The sequence below is a fragment of the Seohaeicola sp. 4SK31 genome, from assembly GCF_028802875.1.
Classification (GTDB): domain Bacteria; phylum Pseudomonadota; class Alphaproteobacteria; order Rhodobacterales; family Rhodobacteraceae; genus Seohaeicola.
In genome coordinates this window covers 145,461-171,934 of the sequence record NZ_JARAMP010000002.1, presented here as the reverse complement: position 1 = coordinate 171,934, position 26,474 = coordinate 145,461, and the positions used below count along the sequence as shown (strand labels likewise).

The following is a 26,474-nucleotide window of genomic DNA, read 5'->3' as shown; positions in this document are numbered from 1 at the left end:
TGTGGTCGCGCCGTCATCCATCCCAAAGGCGTCAGCCGCGCCTCCATGTCCGGCGCCTCACGCTGCCAGCGCCGCCTGTTCTTGGGCAAACGCCAACAACTGCCCCAGCGCCTCCACGAAAACCTCATCCGCCACGGTCATCGCCACGCGGATATGGCCCGCCGCCGCTGCTCCGAAACTTTCCCCGGGCATCACCGCGATCCCGTGCCGCTCCAGCAGCGCCATTGCAAAGGCCTCGCCGCTCATTCCGGTGCCGCGGATATCCAGCATCAGATACATCGCCCCCTGAGGAGGCTGCACCCGCACGATATTCTGCCGCCCCAATACCTCCAGCGCCATGTCACGGCGGCGCAGGAACGGTGCCGCCACCGCCGTTTCCAGTCCATCCCCCTGCGCCAATGCGAACAGAGCCGCCTCTTGCACGAAACCCGGCACGCCATAGGTCGTATGCGTTGCCAGATCCGCCAGCCGCATGATCGCGGCTTCCGGCCCCAAGATCCAGCCGATCCGGCTGCCCGTCATCGCATGCGACTTCGACATCGACCCGATCACCAATGTCCGTTCGGCCATGCCGGGCAGGGCGCGCGGGCTTAGATGGTCCCCGTCCCAGACCTGCGTGTCATAGACCTCGTCCGAGATCAGCCACAGATCGTGCTCCTGCACCACCCGCGCAATGCCCTCCAGCGTGGCGGGGGAATAGACCCCGCCCGTCGGATTGTTGGGGCTGTTGACCAGCAGCGAACGCGGTCGATGCGCCGCCCGCACGGCCGCATCCAGATCACCGGCCCGGGGCTGGAATCCATCCTCCGGTCTTGCGCCGACCGCCCGCGGCACGAGGCCCAGCGCGCGCAGCACACCCGGATAGGTCACATAGGCCGGATCGACATAGAGCGCCGTATCGCCCGGATCGGCACATGCGTGATGCGTCGCGAACAGCCCGGCCTGTCCCCCCGGCGTGATCAGCACATTTTCGCGGGCCGTCGGCACGCCTGTGCGCGCCTGAACCCGGGCCGCCACGGCGTCGCGCAGGGCGGGAATGCCGGGAATGCTGGCATATCCCGTATGCCCCGCCAGCGCCGCCCCGTGCATCGCGTCCAGAATGCTGCGATCGGTGCGGATATCATGCTCGCCAATGGTCAGCTCGATCACCTCGCGCCCCGCAGCCTTCATGGCCCGTGCGCGGTAGAAAACGCCCCAGCCATCATCCCCATCCCCCAAAAGCGTGGTGATCCGCTGTGACAATTGCATGGCGACCCTCTCTCATTGCTTGCCGCCAGTGGCCACATCCGGCCGCGCCATGTCAATTCAGCGATTGTGGCGGCGCGGATCAACGGATATGATACTGCCATGAACGCCCGTGCCATCATGACCATTTGCTGCATTACCGCCTGAACCTTCCGGCGGCGCGTTCTTCTATTCCCAACCCGAGTTGAAGTTGCTAAGCCCGCCGCGGACCCGCGTGTGAGGACCCGATGACGATCATCAAGCTGCACAACACCAAGACCCGCCGGAAAGAGGTGTTCACCCCGCTGAACCCCGACAATGTGCGCATGTATGTCTGCGGCCCCACCGTCTATGACCGCGCGCATCTGGGCAATGCCCGCCCCGTGGTGGTGTTCGACCTGCTCTACCGCCTTCTGCGCCACGTCCATGGGGCGGATCATGTCACCTATGTGCGCAACTTCACCGATGTGGACGACAAGATCAACGCCAAGGCCGCCCAGACGGGCCGCAGCATCGGTGACATCACCGCGGAAACCATCCGCTGGTATCTCGACGACATGGGCGCCTTGGGCGCGCTCGAACCCGACCACATGCCCCGCGCCACCGCCTATATCGGCGCGATGATCGCCATGATCGAGGACCTGATCGCCAAGGGTCATGCCTATGCGGCTGGGGGTCATGTGCTCTTCGCCGTGGACAGCTACAGCCGCTACGGCGCGCTTTCGGGCCGCACGGTCGAGGACATGATCGCGGGTGCCCGCGTCGAAGTCGCCCCCTACAAACGCAACCCGATGGATTTCGTCCTCTGGAAGCCGTCCACCGATGATCTGCCCGGATGGGACAGCCCATGGGGCAGGGGCCGCCCCGGCTGGCATATCGAATGCTCGGCCATGGCGCAGGAACTGCTGGGGGCCAGCTTCGACATCCACGGCGGCGGCATCGACCTGGCCTTCCCGCATCACGAGAATGAAATCGCCCAAAGCTGCTGCGCCCATCCCGAGGGCGGTTTTGCGACCGTCTGGATGCATAACGAGATGCTGCTGGTCGAGGGCAAGAAGATGTCCAAGTCCCTTGGCAATTTCTTCACCGTCCGCGACCTGCTGGACCAGGGCATCCCCGGCGAGGTGATCCGCTACGTCTTTCTGATGACGCATTATCGCAAGCCGATGGACTGGACGGCGGACAAGGCGGCACAGGCCCAGAAGACCCTTGAACATTGGCGCAGCGTAACGCGCGATCTGCATCCGACACCTCTTTCCCAATTCGCGCCTGACCCCGCACTTGTCGCGGCGCTTGCGAATGATCTGAACACCCATTCTGCCCTCGCAAGAGTGAACGAATTGAGAACAGAGCCGCAAAAACTTCTGGATAACGCGCGATTTCTGGGGTTCCTGTCGGATGGATATCGGCAAGCGATATCGGTTCAAGGCATTGAAACGACGGGAAATACGGCGATGCCTGAGTCCAGCGACATGCTCTCGTCACTTGCGCAGAAATTGAATGATCTGCGCGCCGTCGCGATGCAATCCAAAGACTTTGCTGACGTCGACCGCCTCAAAGCCGCACTTCTTGACGCCGGAATCGAGGTTCGCATGTCCAAAGACGGCGTTGAACTTGTGCCCGGTCCCGGCTTCGATCCTGCCAAACTGGAGGGGCTTTGATGCCAAAAGACCGCCTCTACCTCTACGACACCACCCTGCGTGACGGGCAGCAGACGCAGGGTGTGCAATTCTCGACCGCTGAAAAGCTGACCATCGCCGGGATGCTGGACGCGCTTGGCGTGGATTACATCGAGGGCGGCTGGCCCGGTGCCAACCCCACCGACAGCGCCTTTTTCGAAGCCGCCCCTCGCACGCGGGCCACATTGACCGCCTTCGGGATGACCAAGCGGGCAGGGCGCTCGGCCGCCAATGATGACGTTCTGGCCGCCGTGATGAACGCAGGGACCAGCGCCGTCTGTCTGGTCGGCAAGGCCCATGATTTCCACGTCACCACAGCGCTGGGGATCACACTCGAAGAGAATGCAGAAAACATCTCCGCCTCGGTCAGTCATCTGGTGGCGCAGGGCCGCGAGGCGCTGTTCGATGCCGAACATTTCTTCGATGGCTACCGCGCCAACCCCGATTACGCCCTCACCGTCCTGAAAGCCGCGCTCGACGCGGGCGCACGCTGGATCGTGCTCTGCGACACCAACGGCGGCTGCCTGCCCGAAGAGATCGGCCGTATCACGGCTGAGGTCATCGCCGCTGGCATCCCCGGCGACCGTCTGGGCATCCACACCCATAATGACACTGAAACCGCTGTGGCGGGCACGCTGGCCGCCATCGACGCAGGCGCGCGGCAGGTGCAGGGCACGCTCAACGGTCTGGGCGAGCGTTGCGGCAATGCGAACCTCACCACGATCATCCCGACACTGCTGCTCAAGGAACCCTATGCCAGCCTGTATGAAACGGGCGTGACCCTTGAGGCCCTCTCGGGCCTCACCCGCGCCAGCCGCCGTCTGGACGATATCCTGAACCGCGTGCCGATGCGGCAGGCGCCTTACGTCGGCGCTTCCGCCTTTGCCCACAAGGCCGGGCTGCATGCCAGCGCGATCCTCAAGGACCCCGCGACCTACGAACATATCGACCCCGCCGTTGTGGGCAATACCCGCATCATCCCCATGTCCAATCAGGCAGGCCAATCCAATCTGCGCCGCCGTCTGGCCGAGGCGGGGCTGGACGTTGCCCCCGACAGCCCGGTGCTGGGCCGCATCCTCGAAGTGGTGAAAGCGCGCGAGGAACAGGGCTATGCCTATGACACCGCCCAAGCCAGTTTCGAACTGCTGGCCCGCGCCGAGATGGGCCAGGCCCCAGCCTTCTTCGAGGTCAAGCGCTACCGCGTCACGGTCGAGCGTCGCAAGAACAAGTATGACCGCATGGTCAGCCTCTCTGAGGCGGTCGTCGTGGTGAAAGTGGACGGCGAAAAGAAACTCTCGGTCAGCGAGTCGATGGATGAGGCGGGATCAGACCGTGGTCCGGTGAACGCGCTGGCCAAGGCACTCGGTAAAGACTTGGGCCAATATAGCGAGGCCATCGCCGATATGCGTCTGGTCGATTTCAAGGTCCGCATCACGCAAGGCGGCACCGAGGCCGTGACCCGCGTCATCATCGACAGCGAGGACGGGCAGGGCCGCCGCTGGTCCACCGTGGGCGTCAGCCCCAACATCGTTGACGCCAGCTTCGAGGCGCTCTTGGATGCGATCAACTGGAAACTGCTGCGTGAAGCCACCGAGACAGCCGGGGCTCGCGCATGATCACCGCAGATACGGCCGCCTGCGCGCAGATCGTCGAGCGCGGCGACCCCGACCGTTTCGCCGCGACCATGGCGGCACCTGTCGCGATGCGCCGGATCCTGTTTCCGATCTACGCCTTCAACCTTGAAATCGCCCGCGCCCCTTGGATGAGCAACGAACCCCTGATCGCGGAAATGCGCCTGCAATGGTGGCATGATGTGCTGGAGGAGATCGCCTCGGGCGGGCCCGTCCGCCGGCACGAGGTCGCCACCCCGCTGGCGCAGGTTCTGGACCCTGATGGCGCGTGCCTGCTGATGGGCTGCGTGGCGGCGCGCCGTCGCGAGGCGCAGCGCCTGCCGATGGCCAGCGCCGATGATCTGGCCGAATACGTCGCCGAAACAGGCGGAACGCTGATGTGGGCCACCGCCCGTGCGCTTGGCTGCACGGATGAGGTGCGCGCCCGCGATCGTGGCGCGGCAGCGGGGCTGGCCAATTACCTTTTGGGCGTGCCGATGTTTCTGGCCCGCGGCATCAACCCCTTGCCCGAAATGACCACCGCGCAGTTCAGCGATCTGGTCACGTCCCATCTGGACAGGCTGAAGCGACGGGGTGCCCGTCCCAACCTGCCGCAGCGCATCGCGGAACTTGCAGCATGGCGCGCCAAAGCGATCCTTAGCCGCGCCCTGCGCGATCCCGCCGCAATTCCCGAGGGACGCTTGGCCGAACCCGAGGCGCTGCGCCGCCTCACCCTGCTGCGCGCGCGCCTCTTTTAGACAGTCACGCCTCTTTCGGCTGCATCGCCAGCCAGATCAACGCGCCCGTGGCCAGCACCAGAAACGGCAGCATGGCCATATTGACGGCCATCCAGCCCTCCTGCGCGGTCCCGCCCGAGCAGTTCATCAGACTGCCCGATGACAGCGAGGCCATCGTCACCCCGCCGAAGACGATCAGGTCGTTCATGCCTTGCACCCGGCCGCGCTCATGCGGGGCATGGTTCGCGGCCAGCATCGTGGTCGCCCCGATAAAGCCGAAGTTCCAGCCTATCCCCAGCAGGATCAGCGCCACGAAGAAATGCTCCAGCTCGACCCCCATCAGGGCCACGCCGCCGGCCCCCGCAAGGATCACAAGGCCAAGCCCCACGATCCGCTCCACCCCGAAACGGGCAATCAGATGGCCCGTGAAGAACGAGGGCGCATACATCGCCAGAACATGCGCCGTCACCACATTGGCCGCGTCATTGGTCTGAAACCCGCAGCCCACCACCGCCAGCGGCGAAGAGGTCATGACAAGGTTCATCAGCGCATAGGACACGGTGGCGCAGATGACGGCCACGGCCACGGCGGGTGTCTTGAGCAGGTCCATCCGGCTGCGCCCCTTGGGCGCGTCATGGGCAGGTGGCTTGGGCGTGGGAATGTCCAGAAAGAAGAACAGCCCCGACCCGATCACATTGACCGCGATGACCGCCAGATAGGTGCCGAGGAAGGGGATGACCATCGACTCGGCGGTAACTTTCACCAGTTGCGGGCCGATCACCGCACTCAGCAGGCCCCCCGCCATGACATAGGAAATCGCCTTGGGCCGGAAGGCATCAGACGCCGTATCAGCGGCGGCAAAGCGGTAAAACCCTTGCCCCGACATGTAGATACCGGTGATGAAACTGCCCAGCAGGAAAATCGGAAAGGATGCCACATACAGCCCATAAGCCCCGATGGCCCCGCCAATCGCCCCCGCCGTGGTCCCGATCAGGAACCCCGTGCGGCGGCCATATTTCTGCATGATGGCGGAAACGGGCGTCGCGGCCAGCATTGACCCCAGCACGATGAGCGAGATGGGCAACGTCGCCCAGCACAGATTCGTCGCCAGAGACTGTCCCGCCAACCCGCCGATGGTAAAGATCATCGGCATCTGCGCGCCAAGAATGGCCTGCGCCATCACAAGGATCATCACGTTGCGCTTGGCGCGGGCGTCGTCGGGGATATATGCAGTTTCGCTCATGCGAAAGTGCTAGACCGCGCGCGCGGCGCTCGCAAGGGCGATAATCCTGCCGCAATGCAGCAAGCTGCGCTGTCAGCTGGCCGCCATGGCCGGACGCAAAGCGGGCGACAGGCCCACCGCCAGCGCCTGCCAGTCCAGCCCGTGGCGCAAACGCACGCCCTCGCCGATGCATAGGATCGCAGGCGGCTCCAGCCCGGAGGCGGCGATATCCGCCTCCATCCCGCCCAGCGTCGTATCCAGCACGCGCTGCTGCGGCGTAGTGGCGGACACGACCACGGCGGCAGGCTCGTCGGGGCTGCGCCCTGCGGCGATCAGCTTGGCCGCGATCTGGCCCACATGTTTCATGCCCATATAGATCACGATCATCTGGCTGCCCTGCGCAATCGCAGTCCAGTCCACGCTGACGGGTGTCTCGCCCGTGGCGTCATGGCCGGTCACGAAGGTCACCGCCTGATTGACCTCGCGATGCGTCACGGGAATACCCGCATAGGCCAGCCCGCCGATCCCGGCCGTGATGCCCGGAATGATCCGCGTGGCGATACCCGCCGCGATCAGCACCCGCGCCTCCTCGCCCCCGCGCCCAAAGACGAACGGATCGCCCCCTTTCAGACGCAGCACACGCTTGCCTTGACTGGCCAGCGCCACCAGCCTGTCGGTGATATCCTCCTGCACCGCCGAAGGCTTGCCGCCCCGCTTGCCCGCATATTCCAGCACAGCCTGCGGTGCCCAATCAAGGATCTGCTGGCTGACCAGCGCGTCATAGACAACCACATCCGCCTGCCTGAGCGCGTTGAGCGCGTGCAGCGTCAGAAGACCGGGATCGCCGGGGCCTGCGCCGCACAACCAGACAGAACCGGGGCTCATCACCGGCCATTGGGCATTGGGAAGGGGGAACATGTTGCTCATAAGCGGAATATCGTTCCGGTAAGATGTGATTCAAAGCGGAAAATTCCGAAAATCAGGGTAAGAACGGGCCACTGACCAGAACATCTTCCCACTCCCAGGGCGAGCGATCTCCTCTGGTTCTGCCGTGCCCAGCCAAGGCAAACATTGTGCCAGAGGGGCACATCCCGGCGGGATGGCCGGTCTTTTCGCCGATCCGGGGAAAGTCGGCCCGCTTCACCGGGCCGGGCTGGCCTTTCAGGGCTGCTGGGATAGGGTTTGTCCCATGCATACCGCCGCCGCACCACTTGATTCGCCCGTCGATCACCGCTCATGACCCAGCGCATCATCCTCACCGATGCCTGCGTGGCCGAAGGCGTGGACTGGCTCTGCGCCACTGACCCTGCCATGGCGCGGGCCTATGCGGCCACCGGCCCCTTGCCGCTGCGCCGCCGCCCGGATGGCTTCGCCCAACTCCTCAGCGCCATCGTCAGCCAGCAGGTCAGCGTCGCCTCGGCCCGCGCGATCTGGGGCCGGTTGGAGGCCGCAGGGCTCACGACGCCCGAGTCCGTGGCACAGCATAGCGAAGACGAATTGCGCGCCCTCGGCCTCAGCCGCCAGAAAGCCGCCTATGCCCATGCCTTGGCGGCGGCGGGGATCGACTATGCCGCGCTCCGAGACGCGCCCACCGACGAGGTTGTGTCCACGCTGGTCGCGGTCAAAGGCATCGGCATCTGGACCGCCGAAATCTATGCCATGTTCAGCCTTGGCCATGCGGATGTCTTCGCGCCGGGCGATCTGGCGCTGCAGGAAGGGGCACGGATGCTCTACAACCTGCCCGACCGCCCGCGCGAATCCGCGCTCCGACAGATGGCGACCGGATGGAGCCCGTGGCGCTCGGTTGCGGCGCGGATGCTTTGGGCCTACTACCATGTGCAAAAGCAGAAGGAAGGGATCGCATGACTCGGGGTTTGAACGCACAGCGCCGCGCGCCATTGTCGGGCGAGACACGCTCGGTCGTGGTGTTCCTGCATGGCTATGGGGCCAATGGGGCCGATCTTCTGGGTTTGGCCGATCCATTGGGCGAACATCTGCCGGACACGCTGTTCGTGGCCCCTGACGCGCCCGAAGCCTGCGCTGGTGCGCCCTTCGGCTTCCAGTGGTTCCCGATCCCTTGGATCGACGGCTCCTCCGAGGAAGAGGCGGCCCGCGGCATGCAGGCAGCGGTCGAGGATCTGAACGCCTTTCTCGATGGGATTCTGGTGGACGAGGATCTGTTGCCCGAACAGATGGTCCTCCTTGGCTTTTCCCAAGGCTCGATGATGTCGCTGCATGTGGCTCCGCGCCGCGAAGACCCGGTGGCGGGCGTGATCGCCTTTTCAGGCCGTCTGCTTCAGCCCGAGGTCCTGCCCGACGAGGTGGTCAGCCGCATGCCCATCCTGCTGGTGCATGGCGACGCCGATGATGTGGTCCCCGTTCAATCGCTGCCGCAAGCCGCGCAAGCCCTGCAGGATGCAGGCTTCACCGAAGTCTTCGCCCATATCATGAAGGGCACCGCCCACGGCATCGCGCCGGACGGCCTGTCCGTCGCACTGGCCTTCATGCGCGACAAGCTCAGCCTTTAGGCGCCTCAGGCACCCTCGAACCACAGACCGGGCTCGGCCATTTCCAGCGAATTGCCGGACGGATCGCGGAAATAGATCGACTTTGCACCGTTCGGCCATGTGACCTCGGACTCGATCTGAACGCCTGCGGCTGTCAGAGCATCGCGCCAGACCGTCAGGTCGTCGCGCGCAACGGCAAAGCAGGCATGCCCCGGCCCGGTCGCGCCATGCGGTGGAACCTGAGGGGCAGGCGGGTCCGCCATGGGGCCGGAGGTTGCGATCGGATCGAACAACAACAGCATCGCCTGACCCAGACGATAAAAGACGTGGCGACCTTCCACCTCGGTCAGAATCTCCAGTTTCAGCACATCGCCATAGAACTGGCGCGCCTTGACAAGGTCATCGACATAGAGCGCGGTTTCCAGAATGGCCGACAGCGGCGGGGGCGGGGCGTCATGGCGTGTTATCTCTGTCATGCCTTAAAAATAGGCATTCAATGGCCTCCCTCCAAGGGGGGCGGCGCGCCTCCGCAGGGAACAAGCGTCATATGACTGTCGCATCGGCGCACTAATGCATTTGGCATGGCTACTGCATGTCGTGGGGCTTGCCGGATACGCACCACGATATATAGTCTGACATTGACGGGGCGGGTGCACCCGCTCTGGAGCCAGAGACCGGCAGACAGGGCAGGGGAGCTTTGCGCCAGATGAGTGTAGATTTCAGAACAGAATTCGTCAGGGAACCGGCGGTGCTCAGGCATTACCCCGCGCTTGTGCTGAACGCGGATTACCGGCCCTTGTCCTACTACCCGCTGTCGCTCTGGCCCTGGCAAGAGGCGGTCAAGGCTGCCTGGCTGGACCGCGTGGATATCGTGGCCGAATATGACCATGTGGTCCGAAGCCCCAGCACCGTCTTCCGGCTTCCGTCGGTGGTGGTGCTGAAAGATTACGTCAAACCCCAGAAGCGCGTGGCCTTCACGCGCTTCAATCTTTTTCTGCGGGACGAATTCAGCTGCCAGTATTGCGGGGCCAAGGGCGATCTGACCTTCGACCATGTGGTGCCGCGTGCGGCGGGGGGGATCACAAGCTGGCAGAATGTGGTGGCCGCCTGCGCCCCCTGCAATCTGCGCAAGGGGGCCAAGTCCCTGCGCCATGCGGGCATGCATCTGCGCAAACCGCCACGCGCCCCCGCCGCCGAGGAGCTGCGGAACATGGGGCGCAAATTTCCGCCCAACCACCTGCACGAAAGCTGGATGGATTACCTTTACTGGGATGCCGAGCTGGAAGCGTACTGACCTGATGCCCGGACAGAAAAAAGGCGCCGACTGCGATGCAGCGGCGCCTTTTGCCTGCCTGTGCGGCAGATCAGCTTGTGCTGTCGGGGCCGGTGGCCTTGGCGGCGGGCGCGGTGCCCTTGGGGGTCAGCGGATCGTCCTGACGCTGCACCGATCCTTCGAAATGCGCGCCGGACTCAATCGCGATCGTCTTGTGGATGATGTCACCCTCGACCCGCGCGGTCGAGGTCAGCCGCACCTTCAGACCACGGACACGGCCCACGATACGGCCATTGATGACCACATCATCGGCCACAACCTCGCCCTTGATGGTCGCGCTTTCACCGATGGTCAGCAGATGCGCGCGGATATCGCCATCGACCGAGCCTTCCACCTGAATGTCGCCGGTCGTCTTGAGGTTGCCGGTGATATGCAGGTCCGAAGACAGCACCGAGGCTGGCGGCTTGGGCTTGGGCGCGCTGGCCTTGAATTCATTCGGCGTGGTGGCCGCAGTTTCCGGCATCGTCGGTTTCGGTGCTTCGGGTGCCTTGGGACCCGGCTCGTTGATTTTGCTCTTAGAAAACATCGTTTGCAGCCTTGATATAGATCATTGGATTGACGGCCTGTCCGCCCACGCGCACTTCGTAATGCAGATGGGGTCCGGTCACACGTCCAGAGGATCCCATATCACCGATACGATCCCCGCGCGATACCCTTTGTCCGACGTTCACGTTAATTTTGGACAGATGGGCAAAGCGGGTCTCGATCCCGAACTCGTGCTGGATCTTGACCAGACGGCCATAACCCGACTGCCAGCCCGCGTGAATCACGGTGCCATCGGCGGTGGCGAACAGCGGCGTGCCCACGGGGCCCGCGAAATCGACACCTTCATGCATCCGCCGTCCGCCGGTCTTGGGGTCGCGCCGCACACCGAAGCCGCTGGTAAAGCGGAAGCCCGATCTCACCGGCGTCGCAAAAGGGGCCTTCTGCGCGGCAATCCGGTAGATGTTCAACTGATCCAACTGGTTCAGGATCCGGTTCGCACGTTCCGCATCAGGGGCTATTCCCGCGTCGCCGCTGGTGGAAAAGCTCAAAGGGGTCAACGGACCTCCCTGGCCGGAATATCCGCGACGGACCTGGTTGATGATCGTGTCGGTGTTCAGCCCGGCCGAGCGGAACATCTTGTCCAGCGGCTTGACCGACACGGTCATCGCCTCTTCCAGTTGCCGGAAGATCTGGTCGTTCTGATCCTGCATCAGGCGGATCTCGAAGGCCATCTCGTCGGCCCGCAGCAAAGCATCCTCCGCGTCGGCGCGCACGATGTCGCGCTCTGCGGCGGTTTCAGCCAGAGCATCCGACAGAAAGTCGATCGCCTCGCCCGCAGCCCGGCCCGAAGCCATGACTTCGCCGTTGCCATCGGCACCATTGGTCACCTGCTCTTTCAGCGCGGCCAGTTCCAGACGGGCGGCTTCGCGCTCGCGCATGGTGCGCTGCAAGGTGCTCTGGATCACTTCGATCCCTGTCTCCATCTCGCGGCGGCGCGTTTCGGATTGCAGCAGTTGCGACTGCATCACGGAAATCTGTTCAAGTGCGGAGTTGAACCGTTCCTGCGCGGCCAGCGCCTCGGCGGCGCGCGCATCGCGCTCGGAGGACAGGATGTTCAGCCGCGTTTCATAGGTGCGCTGGTCACGCTTGGCCTGTTCGCGGAAATTGCCCGATCCGATGCTGTCCATCAGCAGGATCGCTGTCGCGATGATGGCCCAGGCCACGACAAGCGCCGCGCCCGAGAAGGCGATCATCTGGGTTCCCGGCTTCAGCCGGATAAAGCGTGTATCTGTGTCTGATCGCAGAAACAGCCGTCGTTCCGGAAACCAACGCTCAAGTGTGGCATCGATCCGGATTGCCAGTCGTGTTCTCACCAATCTGTCCCTTGTCCCATCCCCTGGAAGAGCGGCCGTTCATCCCCAACGCCACCCCTGCACAGGTGGTAAACAGGGTGGGGCCGTGGGGCAAGACGTTTGCGGCAAGAATGCGGATGTATCGGGCAGATGCTCGAAATTGGGCAAAAACCCGCCGACTCCGCGCGGAATTTGTCCTATGCGGCCGGTGTTTCTTCGGTCAAAGGCCAATAAAAATCAGGGGGCAGACCGGCCTCGGCGCGCTTTTCCTCGTTGAAGGGCGGTTTCAGAAGCCCGTGGAAATAGCGCCGGACAAGGGTATGGAAAACCTCCTTGGGATCCAGATCGTGCCGTCCGCAGAGAAAGTGGAACCATTTCGAGCCATAGGCGACATGGCCGACCTCCTCGGCATAGATGACGTTCAGCGCCTCCACGGTCTGCTGGTCGCCCGCTTTCTCGAACAGCGCGATCATACCGGGCGTCACGTCCAGCCCCCGCGCCTCCAGCACCATGGGCACCACGGCCAGACGGCCCATGAAATCCGCCGCCGTGTCCGATGCCGCACGCCACATCCCCGCATGGGCAGGCATCGCACCATAATGGCTGCCCTGCGCTTCAAGACAGTCGCATAACAGATTGAAATGTTTCGATTCCTCGTCCGCCGCCTTGACCCAGTCATCGTAGAATCCCAAGGGCATCGGCACATCCGCGAAACGCGCGATGATGTCCCAGTGCAGATCGACCGCGTTCAACTCGATATGCGCCACCGCATGCAGCATGGCGATGCGGCCCTGCGGGCTGCCGGGCCTGCGGCGGGGCACATCACGCGGATCAAGCAGTTCCGGCTGTGCAGGCCGCGCCGGATGGTCCGGCGGGGTTGCGTGCCCGATGGTCAGCGGAGCGCCCGCCGCCCGCGCCGCCCGCCATGCCGCGGCATGGGCATGGGACAGGGCGGTCTTGGCGCGCCCATCGGCCGTTGTCAGCACCTCGACCGCCATCTGCGCCAGCGTCTTGTCGCTCATCCGCCCTGTCCCTTTTCCCTTTTCCGCCGTCAGAGCGCCTTTGCCGCCGCCAGCACCTCTTCGGCATGGCCGGGCACCTTGACCTTGGACCAGACCTTGGCAATACGGCCTGATCCGTCGATCAGAAAGGTGCTGCGTTCGATTCCGAAGAACTTCTTGCCATACATGGATTTCTCCTTCCAGACGCCATAGTCCTCGCAGACGGTGCTGTCGGCATCCGACAGCAGGGGCGCCCGCAGACCATGCTTGTCGCGGAACTTGTCATGGCTGGTGATGTCTTCCTTGGAGATGCCGAAAACCTGCACGCCCGCAGCGGTGAACTGGTCCAGCAAAGCCGAGAAGTCCTTGTTCTCGGTCGTGCAGCCCGGTGTATCGTCGCGCGGATAGAAGAACAGGACAACGGGGGCCGGACGCAGGGCCGAAAGGGTGACGGTGCCGCCCCCATCACGGGGCAGAGTGAAATCCGGAGCTTGTGCGGAGACGTCGGGCATCATGTATCCTCGGGTTGGTGAAAATGTGAGTTTCATATTAGGCCGTGACAGGCGACAATAAAGACAGGTGAGCGGAAGTTTCACCGTAAAATGGCGGACCTGTGCGACAGAACAGGACCGTTGGGGCGTTGAAGATCATACCCAGACGCGTGCTGCCGGGCCTTTCGGGCCTGAACGCCGCCTTGCAGGACAGACAGGCAGACCGGAGCGGGATGACATCAGGGGAACCAGACAAGCCTACCGACACCGTGGCGCGCCCCGAAGGCGATGCGCCGGCGGGCGCCGCAGGCAAGCCCGCACGTCCGACGCGCAAAGAGCGTGCCCGACAGGGGTTGCGCGGCTCGATGCTGCGGTCGGTGCTGGGCACGATCACCGTCCTGGGTCTGCTTTTCGGCCTCGTCGCCGGTCTGTTGCTCTGGTCCGTCGGGCGACCCATCGCGGCGCCGGACTGGATGCGCGACCGGATCGAGGCGCGGATCGCCGAGGCGCTGCCGGGGATGGAAATCGCCTTCAGTGACCTTGTGCTGATCGTCGATGAAGGCTGGGCCCCCCGGATTCGCCTGCGCGATGTGGCGCTGCGCGAAGTGGGCGGACCGCCGATGATGACGCTGGGCGATCTGGAAGCGGGGGTGTCCGGCGAGGCGCTCTTGCGCGGGCGGCTCGAACCGGGGCGCGTGATCCTGTCCGGCGCGCGGCTGACCCTGCGCCGGATGGCGGACGGGACCTTCGATCTGGCCTTCGGCGATGCGCTGCCACCGGTCGAACAGGCCCCTAACCCCGCCGCCTTGCTCGAAGGCCTTGACCGTCTGCTGAACCAGCCGCGCTTTGCCGGGCTGACCGTGATCGACGCCGACAACCTTGGCCTGCGCTATGAAGATGCCCGCACGGGTCGGGCCTGGCAGGTGGATGGCGGCCGGGTCGAATTGCGCCGCAACGGAGACGATCTGACCCTGCGCGGGGATGTCTCGCTCTTGTCCGGCTACGACTATGCAACCTCGCTCAGCCTCAACTATACCGGACAGATCGGCACATCCGCCGCCCAGATCGGCCTGAATTTCGAGGATATGACCGCGGCGGACCTGGCCAGCCAGTCCGGTGCGCTGGCCTGGCTTGGCGTCCTGCGCGCGCCCATCTCGGGTGCCATGCGGGTCTCGGTCGCCGCGGATGGCAGCCTGGGGCCGCTCAGCGTGGCGTTGCAGATCGGAAAAGGCGTCGTGCAGCCCGACGATCAGGCGGCCCCGATCCCCTTCGACTCCGCGCGCACCTATCTGACCTATACACCCCAAAGCGGGCAGCTTCAGTTCGACGACCTGTCCGTGCGCAGCAAGTGGATCACCGCCCGGGCCGAGGGGCGCGCCACCATCGCCGAGCTTGAGGATGGCTGGCCCTCGACGCTGCTGGGGCAGTTCCGCATTCTGGATATCACCGCCAGTCCGGCCGATCTCTATGATACACCCGTCCAGCTGGAAGAGGCGCTGGTGGACCTGCGGCTGAAACTGGACCCGTTCGAACTGACGCTGGGCCAGATGACCCTGTTCGACCGGGGGCAGCGCCTGTTGCTGGATGGCCGCGTCGGCGTCGGCAGCACCGGCTGGACCGTGGCGGTGAATGGCAGCATGGATGCGGTGCTGCCCGAGCGCATCCTTCAGCTTTGGCCCGAACGGCTTGTGCCGAAAACGCGCAACTGGGTGGCGGACAACGTCCACAGCGCGCGGCTGCATGATGTGCAACTGGGCTATCGCCGCGTGCCGGGCACGCCTGATCAGGTGTATCTGGGCTTCGGCTTCGATCAGGCCAACGTGACCTATGCCCGCGACATGCCGCTGCTGACGCAAGCCGCGGGGCAGGCCACATTGACCGGGCGGCGCTTTGTGGTCAGCGCCACCGAAGGCACCGTGACGCCGCCGCAAGGGGGGCAACTGGATGTGGCCGGCACCAGCTTCATCATCCCGGATGTGTCCCGGCGTCCGACCCCGGCACAGGTGCGTCTGGCCGCATCCGGCAGCATCACGGGCGTTCTGGCGATGCTGGACAGCCCGAACCTGCGGTTTCTGGAAAAGGCGGGTCGCCCCGTCGATCTGGCCAAGGGCTTTGCCGAGGTGACCGCCCTGATCGACATGCCCTTGCAACGCCCCATGCCGCTTGACGCCTTGCGCTTTGCGGCAAGCGCCCGGCTGCGGGATGTGGAAAGCGACGCGATCATGCCCGGTCGCATCCTGCGCGCCGCCGCGATGGAGGTGAAGGCCGACACCAACAGCCTGAGCATCGGCGGAGAGGGGCGGCTGGGCGATGTGCCCTTCGACGCGGTCTGGAGCACGGCGCTGCGCGACAATACCCGCGGCCAGAGCGAGGTGAACGGCACCGTGACCCTGTCGCAGGCTTTTGCCGACGAGTTCGATCTGAACCTGCCGCCCGGCACATTCAGCGGGGCCGGACAGGGGCAGATCCGTCTGGACCTCGAACGCGACCGCGCCCCGGCCTTCCGATTGACCTCGGACATGGCAGGGCTGGGCCTGTCGGTGCCCGCGCTTGGCTGGTCCCTGCCGCGTGCCACGGCGGGCACGCTGGAAGTTGCGGGGACATTGGGCAACCCGGTCGCCATCAGCCGCATCGCCATAGACGCGCCCGGCCTGACCCTGACCGGCGCGCTGGACCTGACCGCCGACGGCCAACTGGCCACCGCGCGTCTGGACCGGGTGCAGGCGGCAGGCTGGCTCGACGGTCCGGTGACCCTGACCGGGCGCGGGGCGGGCCGCGGACCAGCCATCGCGGTCACTGGCGGGCAGGTCGATCTGCGGCGCAGCACCTTGTCCACATCCGCGGGAAGCGGGCAGACCAGCGGTCCGCTCAGCCTTGCGCTGGACCGGTTGGTGATCTCGGACGGGATCGCCCTGACCGGTTTCCGCGGCGAGTTCGGAACCACGAACGGACTGGACGGAACCTTCAGCGCGCAGGTGAACGGGCAGGCACCGGTTGTGGGCCGCGTGGTGCCGATGAATGGCCGCAGCGCTGTCCGGATCCAGTCTGACAATGCCGGACAGGTCTTTGCCGCAGCCGGCCTGCTGCGACAGGCGCGAGAGGGGGCGATGGACCTGACGTTGCGCCCGACCGGCGGACCGGGAACCTATGACGGCATGCTGACCGTGCGAAATGTGCGGCTGCGCGACGCTCCGGCGCTGGCGGCGCTGATCAATGCCGTCAGCGTGGTGGGCTTGTTGGAACAGATGAACGGCGCGGGTCTGCATTTTGCCGATGTCGAGGCGGATTTCCTGCTCACACCCGAGCAGGTGGTATTGCGCAGCAGTTCGGCGACCGGTGCCTCTCTGGGCGTGTCCATGGATGGTTATTACAATCTGGCGCGCAAGGAGATGGATTTTCAGGGCGTGTTTTCGCCCGTGTTCATGCTCAACGGGATCGGCTCGCTGCTGACCCGCAAGGGCGAGGGGCTGATCGGTTTTACCTATCAGTTGGGCGGCACGCCCGATGCGCCACGGGTGCAGCTCAATCCGCTCTCGGCGCTGGCCCCCGGCATGCTGCGTGAGATATTCCGTCGTCCGGCACCTGAACCCCGCGCCGGTGCGGACGGCTGATCAGCCCGGCGGTTGCAGCAGGCGCCTGCAATCTCTATCTGGGCGCGGAACAGTCCATTCACCGGGGATACTGATGCATCTGTCCGATTTCGATTTCGACCTGCCGGACGCGCTGATCGCCACGCGCCCGGTCAAGCCGCGCAGCGCCGCAAGGCTTCTGGTGGCCGAGGGCGACACGATCCACGATGCCCATGTGCGCGACCTGACCTCATGGCTGCGGCCCGGCGACCGGCTGATCCTGAACGATACCCGTGTCATTCCCGCGCGGCTGACCGGTCTGCGCCACCGTAGCGGCGCTGCGGGTGACACAGCCGCAAGGATCGAAGTGACCCTGCTCGAGCCGCGCGCAGGCGGGTTGTGGTCGGCCTTGATCAAGCCGCTGAAGAAACTGCACACAGGCGAAAGGATCGTGTTCTCGGACACGCTCTCCGCCACGCTGGAGGGGCGAGAGGAAGGGCAAGGCATCCTGTCCTTCAATCTGACCGGCCATGATTTCGACGCGGCTTTGGCCGAGGCCGGGGCGATGCCCCTGCCGCCCTATATTGCGGCGCGGCGCGCGGCGGATGCGCAGGACAAGGAAGATTATCAGACAGTCTGGGCGCGTCGTGCCGGGGCGGTGGCCGCGCCGACCGCATCGCTGCATTTTGACGAGCCTCTGTTGAAGGCACTCTCGGACATGGGCGTTCAATTCAGCCATGTCACGCTGCATGTGGGCGCGGGCACCTTCCTGCCGGTCAAGGTGGATGACGTGACCACCCACCGCATGCACGCAGAATGGGGCGAGGTCAGCGAGGCCGCCGCCGCCGAGATTGCCGCGACACAGGCGGCGGGAGGGCGCATCATCCCCGTAGGCACGACCGCCCTGCGCCTGATCGAAACCGCCGCCCGCGCGACAGGCCAGATCGCGCCCTGGTCCGGAGATACCGACATCTTCATCTATCCGGGCTTCACCTTTCGCGTGACCGATGCGCTGATGACCAATTTTCATCTGCCCAAATCGACGCTGATGATGCTGGTCTCGGCCCTGATGGGGCAAGAGCGGGTCCGGCGGATCTACGCTCATGCCATTGCGGAAGGCTACAGGTTTTTCTCCTACGGCGATGCCTCGCTGTTGATCCCGCCGCGCTGAGATGTGAGGGAGGGGCCGAACACGGGGCAGGCGACATCAATGAGTCGTTTTTGTCCGTGACAGGCGGGGCAAGCCCCCGTTAGCCTGATGTTACAATCCCGTGGCACGAGGTGCGGCGCTGCCAAGGAGGACCCAATGCTGAAATTTCTGTCCAATGCATGGGCGCTTCTTCTGGGGCTTCTGCTCCTGATGATCGGCAATGGTCTGCAAGGCACCCTCCTGGGCGTGCGCGGCGAGATCGAGGGGTTTTCCACCTTCGAGATGTCGCTGATCATGTCCGCCTATTTCGTCGGTTTCCTTGGCGGGTCAAAGCTTGCCCCCGAAATGATCCGCCGCGTCGGCCATGTCCGCGTCTTCGCCGCCCTCGGATCGCTGATTTCCGCCGTGCTGATCCTCTATCCCAGCCTGCCGAACCCCTGGGTCTGGATGGCCTGCCGCGTGGTCATCGGCTTTTGCTTCTGCGGCGTCTATGTCACCGCCGAAAGCTGGCTGAACAACGCTGCCACGAACGAGACGCGCGGGCAGGCCCTGTCGATGTATATGCTGGTGCAGGTGGGCGGCATCATGATCGCGCAAGGTCTGCTGCTGGTGGCCGATCCGGGCGGGTTCATCCTCTTCGTGATCCCGTCGGTGCTGGTGTCGATCGCCTTCGCGCCGATCCTGCTATCGGTCACGCCGACCCCGGCCTTCGAGACGACCAAACCCATGACCCTGCGCGCGCTCTTCAAGGTCTCGCCTCTGGGCTGCACGGGGATGTTCCTGCTCGGCGGCGTCTTTGCCGCGCAATTCGGCATGGCGGCCGTCTATGGCGCGCGCACCGGCCTCAGCATCCCCGAGATTTCGCTCTTCGTGACAGCCTTCTATCTGGGCGCCACGGTGCTGCAATTCCCGCTGGGCTGGCTGTCGGACCGGATGGACCGCCGCATGCTGATCCTGATGGCCTCGGCCATGGGCGGGGCAGGGGCGCTGCTGGGCATGATGGCCGGAACATCCTTCCCCGTGCTGCTGGTCGCCGCCTTCCTTGTGGGGGGCACATCCAATCCGCTCTACTCGCTGCTCATCGCCTATACGAACGATTTTCTGGACCGAGACGACATGGCCTCGGCCTCGGGCGGGATGCTGTTCATCAACGGCCTCGGGGCCATCACCGGCCCGCTGATCACCGGTTGGATGATGGGCGTCTTTGGATCGCCGGGGTACTTCCTGATCATCGCCATCCTGATGATCGCGCTGTCGGCCTATGCCGCCTACCGCATGACCCAGCGCCGCGCCCCGCCGGTGTCGGAAACCGCGACCTATGCGCCGATCTCGCCAACGGCGACGTCGGTGGCGATGGATGTGGCCCGCGAACATGCGATCAGCACCGCCGATGCCGAACAAGAGCGCGCAAAAACAGCGTGATAGCGCAACCATCCGCCAACGACCGCACGCATCCGATTGTATGTCGGCCTTGTCGCAAATATTGACTGGTCAGTCCGGTTGAAGTTTTTGTAACCTTTTACTAAGTGGCGGCCACAGGCGAGGAGTGTGTCCATGGTCAATCCCGATGAGGTTCTGTCATTCTGGCTGGATGAGGTCAGTCCGCAGGACTGGTATGCCACCGAAGATGCGCTGGATCAGCGGATCCGGGACAGGTTCCTGACAACCTGGCAAGAGGCGACCGAGGGCGGGCTGGGTCTCTGGCTGACCTATCCCAGCGGGGCCTTGGCCTATATCATCCTGACCGATCAGTTCCCGCGCAATATGTTCCGCGGGTCTGGACAGGCCTTCGCGACCGATCGCAGCGCGCTGGCCGCGGCCAAGGCGGCCATCGACCGCAAATGGGATCTCAAGATCGCCGAACCCGCGCGGCAGTTCTTTTACCTGCCGCTGATGCATTCCGAAAACCTCTGCGACCAGGAACGCTGCGTGCGCCTGATGCACGAGCGGATGCCGGAAACCGGCGCGTCGAACCTGCTGCATGCCAAGGCGCATCGCGAAGTGATCCGCCTCTTCGGGCGTTTCCCCTATCGCAACGCGGCGCTGGACCGTCCGTCAACCGCGCCCGAACGGGCCTATGTCGATCAGGGCGGCTACGGCGAAACTGTGCGGCAACTGCAGGCCGGCTGATCCCTTTCACACCCTTGCGACGACGCGGCCGCGCAGGTGGATATGCCGCGTTGAAGCGTTGCAGAAATTAGTTTAACGTCAAACTAATTTTGGAATCGGAGGGGCGCATGTCAGCCAAAGCATTTGATCTGATCGTGATCGGGGCCGGACCCGGCGGTTATGTGGCGGCGATCCGCGCGGCGCAACTGGGCCTGAAGGTGGTGATCGTCGAGCGTGAAAACCTGGGCGGCATCTGCCTCAACTGGGGCTGCATCCCGACCAAGGCGATGCTGCGCTCGTCCGAAGTCTTCCACCTGATGCACCGCGCCAAGGAATTCGGCCTCAGCGCGGACAACATCTCCTACGATCTGGATGCCGTGGTCAAACGCTCGCGCGGGGTCGCCAAACAGCTGTCCTCGGGCATCGGGCACCTGATGAAGAAGAACAAGATCACCGTGGTCATGGGCGAGGCGACGATCCCCGCCAAGGGCCGCGTCACGGTCAAGACCGACAAGGGCAGCGAAGACCTGACCGCGCCCAATATCGTGCTGGCCACCGGCGCGCGCGCCCGCGAACTGCCGGGACTCGAGGCCGACGGCGATCTGGTCTGGGCCTATCGCCACGCGCTGGTCCCGCCCCGCATGCCGAAGAAACTGCTGGTGATCGGATCAGGCGCCATCGGCATCGAATTCGCCAGCTTCTACAACACGCTCGGCGCCGAAACGACCGTGGTCGAGGTGATGGACCGCATCCTGCCTGTCGAGGATGAGGAAATCGCCGCCTTCGCGCGCAAATCCTTCCAGAAACAGGGCATGACGATCCTCGAGAAATCCACCGTCAAGCAACTCGACCGCGCCAAGGGCGCTGTCACCGCCCATATCGAAAAAGACGGCAAGGTCGAGAAGATCACCTTCGACACCGTCATCTCCGCCGTGGGCATCGTCGGCAATACCGAAGGTCTGGGGCTCGAGGAACTGGGGGTCAAGATCGACCGCACCCATGTGGTCACGGATGCCTATTGCCGCACTGGCGTGGACGGTCTCTACGCCATCGGCGACATCGCTGGCGCGCCCTGGCTCGCGCACAAGGCCAGCCACGAGGGTGTCATGGTCGCCGAACTCATCGCGGGCGGCCATCCGCATCCCGTCAAACCCGAAAGCATTGCAGGTTGCACCTATTGCCACCCGCAAATCGCCAGCGTCGGCCTGACCGAAGCCAAGGCCAAAGCCGCAGGCCATGACATCAAGGTGGGCCGCTTCCCCTTCATCGGCAACGGCAAGGCGATTGCCCTGGGCGAGGCGGAAGGCATGATCAAAACCATCTTCGACGCCAAGACGGGCGAACTTCTGGGCGCGCATATGGTGGGGGCCGAAGTGACCGAACTGATCCAGGGCTATGTCATCGGACGGACGCTGGAGACAACCGAAGAGGACCTGATGAACACGGTCTTCCCACATCCCACCCTGTCCGAGATGATGCACGAATCCGTTCTGGACGCTTACGGCCGCGCGCTGCACTACTGAAACCCTGCCGCAGTCCCATGAAAAAAGGCACCCCGTGGGGTGCCTTTTGATTTCGGGATGGCCGCGATCCGCCTCAGCGCTGGACCTGACCGCCCGCGCTCATCCAGTCGCGCAAGCCGCCAAGATTGTGTGTCTCGGCATAGCCCAGTTTTTGCAGGATGTTCATCGCCATCCCCGACCGCGCGCCCGACGCGCAATAGATCGCGATCGGCTTGTCCCCGGTCAGGCGTTTGTCGAAATCGGGATGGCGCGGATCCGCCATCGTCGGCAACCGCATGAGCGGGATATGCACAGCACCCTTCGCTTTGCCGGTCTGCGCGACCTCTGCATGATCCCGCACATCAAGCAGCAGGATCTCTCCCGCCGCGACACGGGAAACCGCATCGGATAGGGGCAGGGCAGGAGCCGTCTGACGTTTGAAACCGAACATGGGGAAATCCTCTGATAATGCTGTCGTGGCGGTATGTGGGGGGCAACGCGGCCCCGTCAAGACAGGATAACCAATAAATTCCAAAAGTGGAATATAAAAACAACCGTTCTGCATGGTTTTCGCCCGGACGCACAGCAAACGGGCAGAACCCACATCACAAAGGCATGTTGACGCTGGCAGGAAAATGCGATGTTCTTGACTTGTTCTTAACTAAGCATTGGAGACTCGGCACGGCTCCACTATCTATGCAGGGCTGAACGGGGGCACATATGGCTGATCTCAAGAAAATCGAAGTGCGCGGCGCGCGCGAACACAACCTCAAGAACATCGACGTGGACATTCCGCGCGATCAACTGGTGGTGATCACGGGCCTGTCGGGGTCTGGCAAATCCAGCCTTGCCTTCGACACCATCTATGCCGAAGGGCAGCGCCGCTACGTCGAAAGCCTTTCGGCCTATGCCCGCCAGTTTCTGGACATGATGCAGAAGCCCGATGTGGATCACATCAGCGGCCTCTCGCCCGCGATCTCCATCGAGCAAAAGACCACCTCCAAGAACCCGCGCTCGACCGTCGGCACCGTCACCGAAATCTACGATTACATGCGCCTTCTCTTCGCGCGCGTCGGCACCCCCTACAGCCCCGCCACCGGCCTGCCGATCGAGGCGCAGCAGGTTCAGGACATGGTGGACCGCGTCATGGCCATGCCCGAAGACACCCGCGCCTATCTGCTCGCCCCCATCATCCGCGACCGCAAGGGCGAATACCGCAAGGAATTCCTTGAACTGCGCAAGCAGGGCTTCCAGCGCGTCAAGGTCGATGGCCAATTCTACGAACTGGACGAACCGCCCACGCTGGACAAGAAATTCCGCCACGATATCGACGTGGTGGTGGACCGACTGGTCGTCCGCCCCGGTCTCGAAACCCGTCTCGCAGACAGCTTCCGCACGGCCCTCGATCTGGCCGATGGCATCGCCGTTCTGGAAACCGCCCCATCCGAGGGCGAGCCCGACCGTATGACCTTCTCCGAGAAATTCGCCTGCCCCGTCAGCGGCTTCACCATCCCCGAAATCGAGCCGCGCCTCTTCTCCTTCAACGCGCCCTTCGGCGCTTGCCCGGCTTGCGACGGCTTGGGGGTGGAACTCTTCTTCGACGAACGTCTTGTCGTGCCCGATCAGAACCTCAGGATCAGCGACGGCGCGCTGGCCCCGTGGCGCAAGGGCAAAAGCCCCTATTTCACCCAGACCATCGACGCCATCGCCAAGCATTACGAATTCGACAAGACCGCCAAGTGGAAGGACCTGCCCGAACATGTGCAGCAAGTCTTCCTGCACGGCTCGGCGGGCGAGGAGATCAGCTTCCGCTATGACGAAGGCGGCCGCGTCTATCAGGTGTCCCGCGTGTTCGAAGGCGTCATTCCCAATATGGAACGCCGCTACCGTGAAACCGACAGCGCCTGGATCCGCGAGGAGTTCGAGCGTTACCAGAACAACCGCGCCTGTGGCGTCTGCAACGGTTTCCGCCTGCGCCCCGAGGCGCTGGCGGTGCGCATAGCGGGCCTGCATGTCGGTCAGGTCGTGCAGATGTCCATCCGCGAGGCGTTCGACTGGTGCAAGACCGTCCCCGACCATCTGACCGATCAGAAAAACGAAATCGCCCGCGCCATCCTCAAGGAAATCCGCGAACGTCTGGGATTCCTGAACAATGTGGGCCTCGAATACCTCACGCTCAGCCGCAACGCAGGCACGCTTTCGGGCGGTGAAAGCCAGCGGATCAGGCTGGCCAGCCAGATCGGCAGCGGCCTCACGGGCGTGCTCTATGTGCTGGACGAACCCTCCATCGGCCTGCACCAGCGCGACAATGACCGCCTGCTCGGCACGCTGAAGAACCTGCGCGATCAGGGCAATACCGTGATCGTCGTCGAACATGACGAAGAGGCGATCCGGCTTGCCGATTACGTTTTCGACATCGGCCCCGGCGCAGGGGTGCACGGGGGGCGCGTCGTCGCCCACGGCACACCGGAACAGATCATTGCCGATCCGGCCAGCCTGACCGGGCAATACCTGTCTGGCGCGCGCAGCATTCCTGTCCCCGCCACGCGGCGCAAGGGCAACAACAAGAAGATCACCGTCGTCAAGGCCAGCGGCAACAACCTCCAAGACGTGACCGTGGATTTCCCGCTGGCGAAATTCGTCTGCGTCACAGGCGTGTCAGGCGGCGGCAAATCCACCCTGACGATTGAAACCCTGTTCAAGACCGCCTCGATGAAGTTGAACGGCGCGCGCCAGACACCCGCACCATGCGAGACGATCAAGGGGCTGGAGCAGCTCGACAAGGTCATCGACATCGACCAGCGCCCCATCGGCCGCACCCCGCGCTCGAACCCCGCCACCTACACAGGCGCTTTCACCCCGATCCGTGACTGGTTCGCGGGCCTGCCCGAAGCCAAGGCGCGCGGCTACAAGCCCGGCCGCTTCAGCTTCAACGTCAAGGGCGGGCGCTGCGAGGCGTGCCAGGGCGACGGTGTCATCAAGATCGAGATGCACTTCCTGCCGGACGTCTATGTCACCTGCGAAACCTGCAAAGGCGCGCGCTACAACCGCGAGACGCTGGAGGTCAAGTTCAAGGGCAAAAGCATCGCCGATGTGCTTGATATGACTGTGGAAGATGCGCAAACCTTCTTTCAGGCGGTGCCGTCCATCCGCGAGAAGATGGACGCGCTGATGCGCGTGGGTCTGGGCTATATCAAGGTGGGCCAGCAGGCGACGACCTTGTCGGGCGGCGAAGCGCAGCGGGTCAAACTGTCCAAGGAACTGGCCAAACGCTCCACGGGCCGCACGCTCTATATCCTCGACGAGCCGACCACGGGCCTGCATTTCGAAGATGTGCGGAAACTTCTCGAAGTGCTGCACGAACTGGTCGATCAGGGGAACACGGTGATCGTGATCGAACATAACCTCGATGTGGTGAAAACCGCCGACTGGATCATCGACATCGGCCCCGAAGGCGGCGACGGGGGTGGTGAACTTGTCGCGGTCGGCACGCCGGAAGACGTGGCCGAAGAACCGCGCAGCCATACCGGACGCTATCTCAAGCCGATGCTGACCGGGCGTCGCGTCGCGGCGGAGTAGATCGGATGCGGCTGGGCCTTGCACTGGGATCAGGCGGGGCGCGGGGCTGGGCGCATGTGGGCGTCTTGCTGGGCCTGCGCGATCTGGGTGTGCAGCCCGATGTCGTGGCGGGATCCTCGATGGGGGCACTGATCGGCGCCGTCTGGGCCGCTGACCGGCTGGACGAAATGGAAGCCTGGGCCCGCGCGCAGACCCGCGCCGATATCCTGAAGCACATGGATTTCAGCTTTACCGGCGGTGGGCTGATGCGCGGCAGCGCCGTGATGCGCGTGTTGACGGATCTGGGCGTGCCGGACAGTTTCGGGGCGCTGACCCGACCGCTGATCGTGGTGGCGACCGACCTTGCCAGCGGGCGTGAGGTCTGGTTGCAGCAGGGATCGGTCTATGATGCGGTGCGCGGGTCCGTGTCGATCCCCGGCGTTGTCAGCCCGCACTGGCACGAGGGGAAATGGCTTCTGGACGGGGGACTGACCAATCCCGTGCCCGCTTCGGCCTGTCGCGCGCTGGGGGCGGATGTGACCATCGCCGTCAACCCCAATGCCAAGCCCGAGAACGCGCTCTGGTCGCGTCCACCGACGCCGGACAGCCTGTGGGATCAGATCGCCCAGAACGAGGTCGTCTCAAGGATCGTGGGCCCGTTGCAGAAGATCATCCCCGTCGGCGCGGAGCCGTCCGAGAAACCTCCGCTGCCACCCAGCTATGCCGAGGTTGTCTCGGTGGCGATCGACATCATGGCGGAATTCGTGCGCAAGGCGCGCGCCGCCAGCGACTCGCCCCATCTGACGCTCAGCCTTGATCTGGGGCGGATCGGTCTGCTGGACATGCACCGCGCGGGCGAGGCCATAGACGAGGGACGTGCCCTCGTCTCAGCCCACGAAGCCCAGATCCTCGCCCTGTGCCCGTCAGCCTGACGGGCAGGGTCG

General features: G+C 64.2%; 22 protein-coding genes. 13 read left to right on the top strand and 9 right to left on the bottom strand.

The genetic code is table 11. The annotated features are described in order from the left end of the window. Positions 1–57 precede the first annotated feature (57 nt). Positions 58–1,248 carry a pyridoxal phosphate-dependent aminotransferase gene (locus PVW27_RS02445; protein ID WP_274554945.1) on the bottom strand — a complete coding sequence of 397 codons (1,191 nt, stop codon included), beginning with the start codon at positions 1,246–1,248 and terminating at the stop codon, positions 58–60. A gap of 224 nt (positions 1,249–1,472) precedes the next feature. On the opposite strand from PVW27_RS02445, the gene cysS reads away from it, so the two are divergent. From cysS to PVW27_RS02430, 3 genes are read left to right on the top strand one after another with little or no spacing between them, the layout of a single operon-like run. After that, positions 1,473–2,885: a cysteine--tRNA ligase gene (cysS, locus tag PVW27_RS02440; RefSeq protein WP_274554944.1), complete on the top strand. Its 1,413-nt coding sequence runs from the start codon at positions 1,473–1,475 to the stop codon at positions 2,883–2,885. After that, positions 2,885–4,519 (top strand): citramalate synthase, encoded by a 1,635-nt coding sequence (gene cimA / locus PVW27_RS02435; RefSeq protein WP_274554943.1) that lies wholly within the window; start codon positions 2,885–2,887, stop codon positions 4,517–4,519. The genes cysS and cimA overlap by 1 nt, the downstream gene beginning before the upstream one ends. Continuing rightward, positions 4,516–5,271 (top strand): squalene/phytoene synthase family protein, encoded by a 756-nt coding sequence (locus PVW27_RS02430; RefSeq protein WP_274554942.1) that lies wholly within the window; start codon positions 4,516–4,518, stop codon positions 5,269–5,271. The genes cimA and PVW27_RS02430 overlap by 4 nt, the downstream gene beginning before the upstream one ends. Positions 5,272–5,275: 4 nt before the next feature. On the opposite strand, the gene PVW27_RS02425 is transcribed toward PVW27_RS02430, so the two are convergent. Then, positions 5,276–6,493 carry an MFS transporter gene (locus PVW27_RS02425; RefSeq protein WP_274554941.1) on the bottom strand — a complete coding sequence of 406 codons (1,218 nt, stop codon included), beginning with the start codon at positions 6,491–6,493 and terminating at the stop codon, positions 5,276–5,278. Between the two features lie 72 nt (positions 6,494–6,565). Further along, the gene (cobA, locus tag PVW27_RS02420; RefSeq protein WP_274554940.1) at positions 6,566–7,399 is read right to left on the bottom strand and encodes a uroporphyrinogen-III C-methyltransferase; all 834 of its coding nucleotides are present in this window, start codon (positions 7,397–7,399) and stop codon (positions 6,566–6,568) included. 309 nt (positions 7,400–7,708) lie between these two features. On the opposite strand from cobA, the gene PVW27_RS02415 reads away from it, so the two are divergent. Together PVW27_RS02415 and PVW27_RS02410 are read left to right on the top strand one after the other, a co-directional pair. Next, on the top strand, positions 7,709–8,338 hold the full coding sequence (locus PVW27_RS02415) for a DNA-3-methyladenine glycosylase family protein (protein WP_274554939.1): 630 nt from the start codon (positions 7,709–7,711) through the stop codon (positions 8,336–8,338). Further along, positions 8,335–9,000, top strand: coding sequence for an alpha/beta hydrolase (locus PVW27_RS02410; protein WP_274554938.1), 666 nt, complete (start codon positions 8,335–8,337; stop codon positions 8,998–9,000). Before PVW27_RS02415 ends, PVW27_RS02410 begins: the two co-directional genes overlap by 4 nt. Before the next feature lie 5 nt (positions 9,001–9,005). On the opposite strand, the gene PVW27_RS02405 is transcribed toward PVW27_RS02410, so the two are convergent. Next, positions 9,006–9,455, bottom strand: a complete 450-nt coding sequence (locus PVW27_RS02405) for a VOC family protein (protein WP_274554937.1) — start codon at positions 9,453–9,455, stop codon at positions 9,006–9,008. A 230-nt stretch (positions 9,456–9,685) separates the two neighbouring features. On the opposite strand from PVW27_RS02405, the gene PVW27_RS02400 reads away from it, so the two are divergent. Next, a complete protein-coding gene (locus tag PVW27_RS02400) occupies positions 9,686–10,273 on the top strand; it encodes an HNH endonuclease (protein ID WP_274554936.1) in 588 nt (195 codons plus the stop codon). Between the two features lie 70 nt (positions 10,274–10,343). Here PVW27_RS02400 and PVW27_RS02395 read toward each other — a convergent pair whose 3' ends face one another. From PVW27_RS02395 to PVW27_RS02380, 4 genes are all read right to left on the bottom strand, one after another. Next, complete coding sequence (locus PVW27_RS02395) at positions 10,344–10,838, bottom strand: bactofilin family protein (RefSeq protein ID WP_274554935.1); 495 nt, start codon at positions 10,836–10,838, stop codon at positions 10,344–10,346. After that, positions 10,828–12,171, bottom strand: coding sequence for a M23 family metallopeptidase (locus PVW27_RS02390; RefSeq protein ID WP_274554934.1), 1,344 nt, complete (start codon positions 12,169–12,171; stop codon positions 10,828–10,830). Before PVW27_RS02390 ends, PVW27_RS02395 begins: the two co-directional genes overlap by 11 nt. A 176-nt stretch (positions 12,172–12,347) precedes the next feature. Next, the gene (locus PVW27_RS02385; RefSeq protein ID WP_274554933.1) at positions 12,348–13,172 is read right to left on the bottom strand and encodes a ferritin-like domain-containing protein; all 825 of its coding nucleotides are present in this window, start codon (positions 13,170–13,172) and stop codon (positions 12,348–12,350) included. A 29-nt stretch (positions 13,173–13,201) separates the two neighbouring features. Continuing rightward, positions 13,202–13,663 (bottom strand): peroxiredoxin, encoded by a 462-nt coding sequence (locus PVW27_RS02380; RefSeq protein ID WP_274554932.1) that lies wholly within the window; start codon positions 13,661–13,663, stop codon positions 13,202–13,204. A gap of 212 nt (positions 13,664–13,875) precedes the next feature. Between PVW27_RS02380 and PVW27_RS02375 the strand changes: the two genes are divergently transcribed. The 5 genes from PVW27_RS02375 (at position 13,876) to lpdA (ending at position 21,993) form a co-directional block, all read left to right on the top strand. Continuing rightward, positions 13,876–17,253: an AsmA-like C-terminal region-containing protein gene (locus tag PVW27_RS02375; RefSeq protein WP_274554931.1), complete on the top strand. Its 3,378-nt coding sequence runs from the start codon at positions 13,876–13,878 to the stop codon at positions 17,251–17,253. A 73-nt stretch (positions 17,254–17,326) separates the two neighbouring features. Then, on the top strand, positions 17,327–18,382 hold the full coding sequence (gene queA, locus PVW27_RS02370; RefSeq protein ID WP_274554930.1) for a tRNA preQ1(34) S-adenosylmethionine ribosyltransferase-isomerase QueA: 1,056 nt from the start codon (positions 17,327–17,329) through the stop codon (positions 18,380–18,382). Positions 18,383–18,517: 135 nt separating this feature from the next. Continuing rightward, positions 18,518–19,783, top strand: a complete 1,266-nt coding sequence (locus PVW27_RS02365; protein ID WP_274554929.1) for an MFS transporter — start codon at positions 18,518–18,520, stop codon at positions 19,781–19,783. A 132-nt stretch (positions 19,784–19,915) separates the two neighbouring features. Then, positions 19,916–20,491, top strand: a complete 576-nt coding sequence (locus PVW27_RS02360; RefSeq protein ID WP_274554928.1) for a DUF924 family protein — start codon at positions 19,916–19,918, stop codon at positions 20,489–20,491. A gap of 107 nt (positions 20,492–20,598) precedes the next feature. Continuing rightward, the gene (gene lpdA / locus PVW27_RS02355) at positions 20,599–21,993 is read left to right on the top strand and encodes a dihydrolipoyl dehydrogenase (protein ID WP_274554927.1); all 1,395 of its coding nucleotides are present in this window, start codon (positions 20,599–20,601) and stop codon (positions 21,991–21,993) included. Positions 21,994–22,066: 73 nt separating this feature from the next. Here the strand turns inward: lpdA and PVW27_RS02350 are convergent, their stop codons facing one another. Then, positions 22,067–22,423, bottom strand: coding sequence for a rhodanese-like domain-containing protein (locus PVW27_RS02350; protein WP_274554926.1), 357 nt, complete (start codon positions 22,421–22,423; stop codon positions 22,067–22,069). A 269-nt stretch (positions 22,424–22,692) separates the two neighbouring features. Here PVW27_RS02350 and uvrA point away from each other — a divergent pair, with 269 nt between their 5' ends. Then, positions 22,693–25,551, top strand: coding sequence for an excinuclease ABC subunit UvrA (uvrA, locus tag PVW27_RS02345; protein WP_274554925.1), 2,859 nt, complete (start codon positions 22,693–22,695; stop codon positions 25,549–25,551). Between the two features lie 5 nt (positions 25,552–25,556). Next, positions 25,557–26,462 carry a patatin-like phospholipase family protein gene (locus tag PVW27_RS02340; protein ID WP_274554924.1) on the top strand — a complete coding sequence of 302 codons (906 nt, stop codon included), beginning with the start codon at positions 25,557–25,559 and terminating at the stop codon, positions 26,460–26,462. Positions 26,463–26,474: the final 12 nt, after the last annotated feature.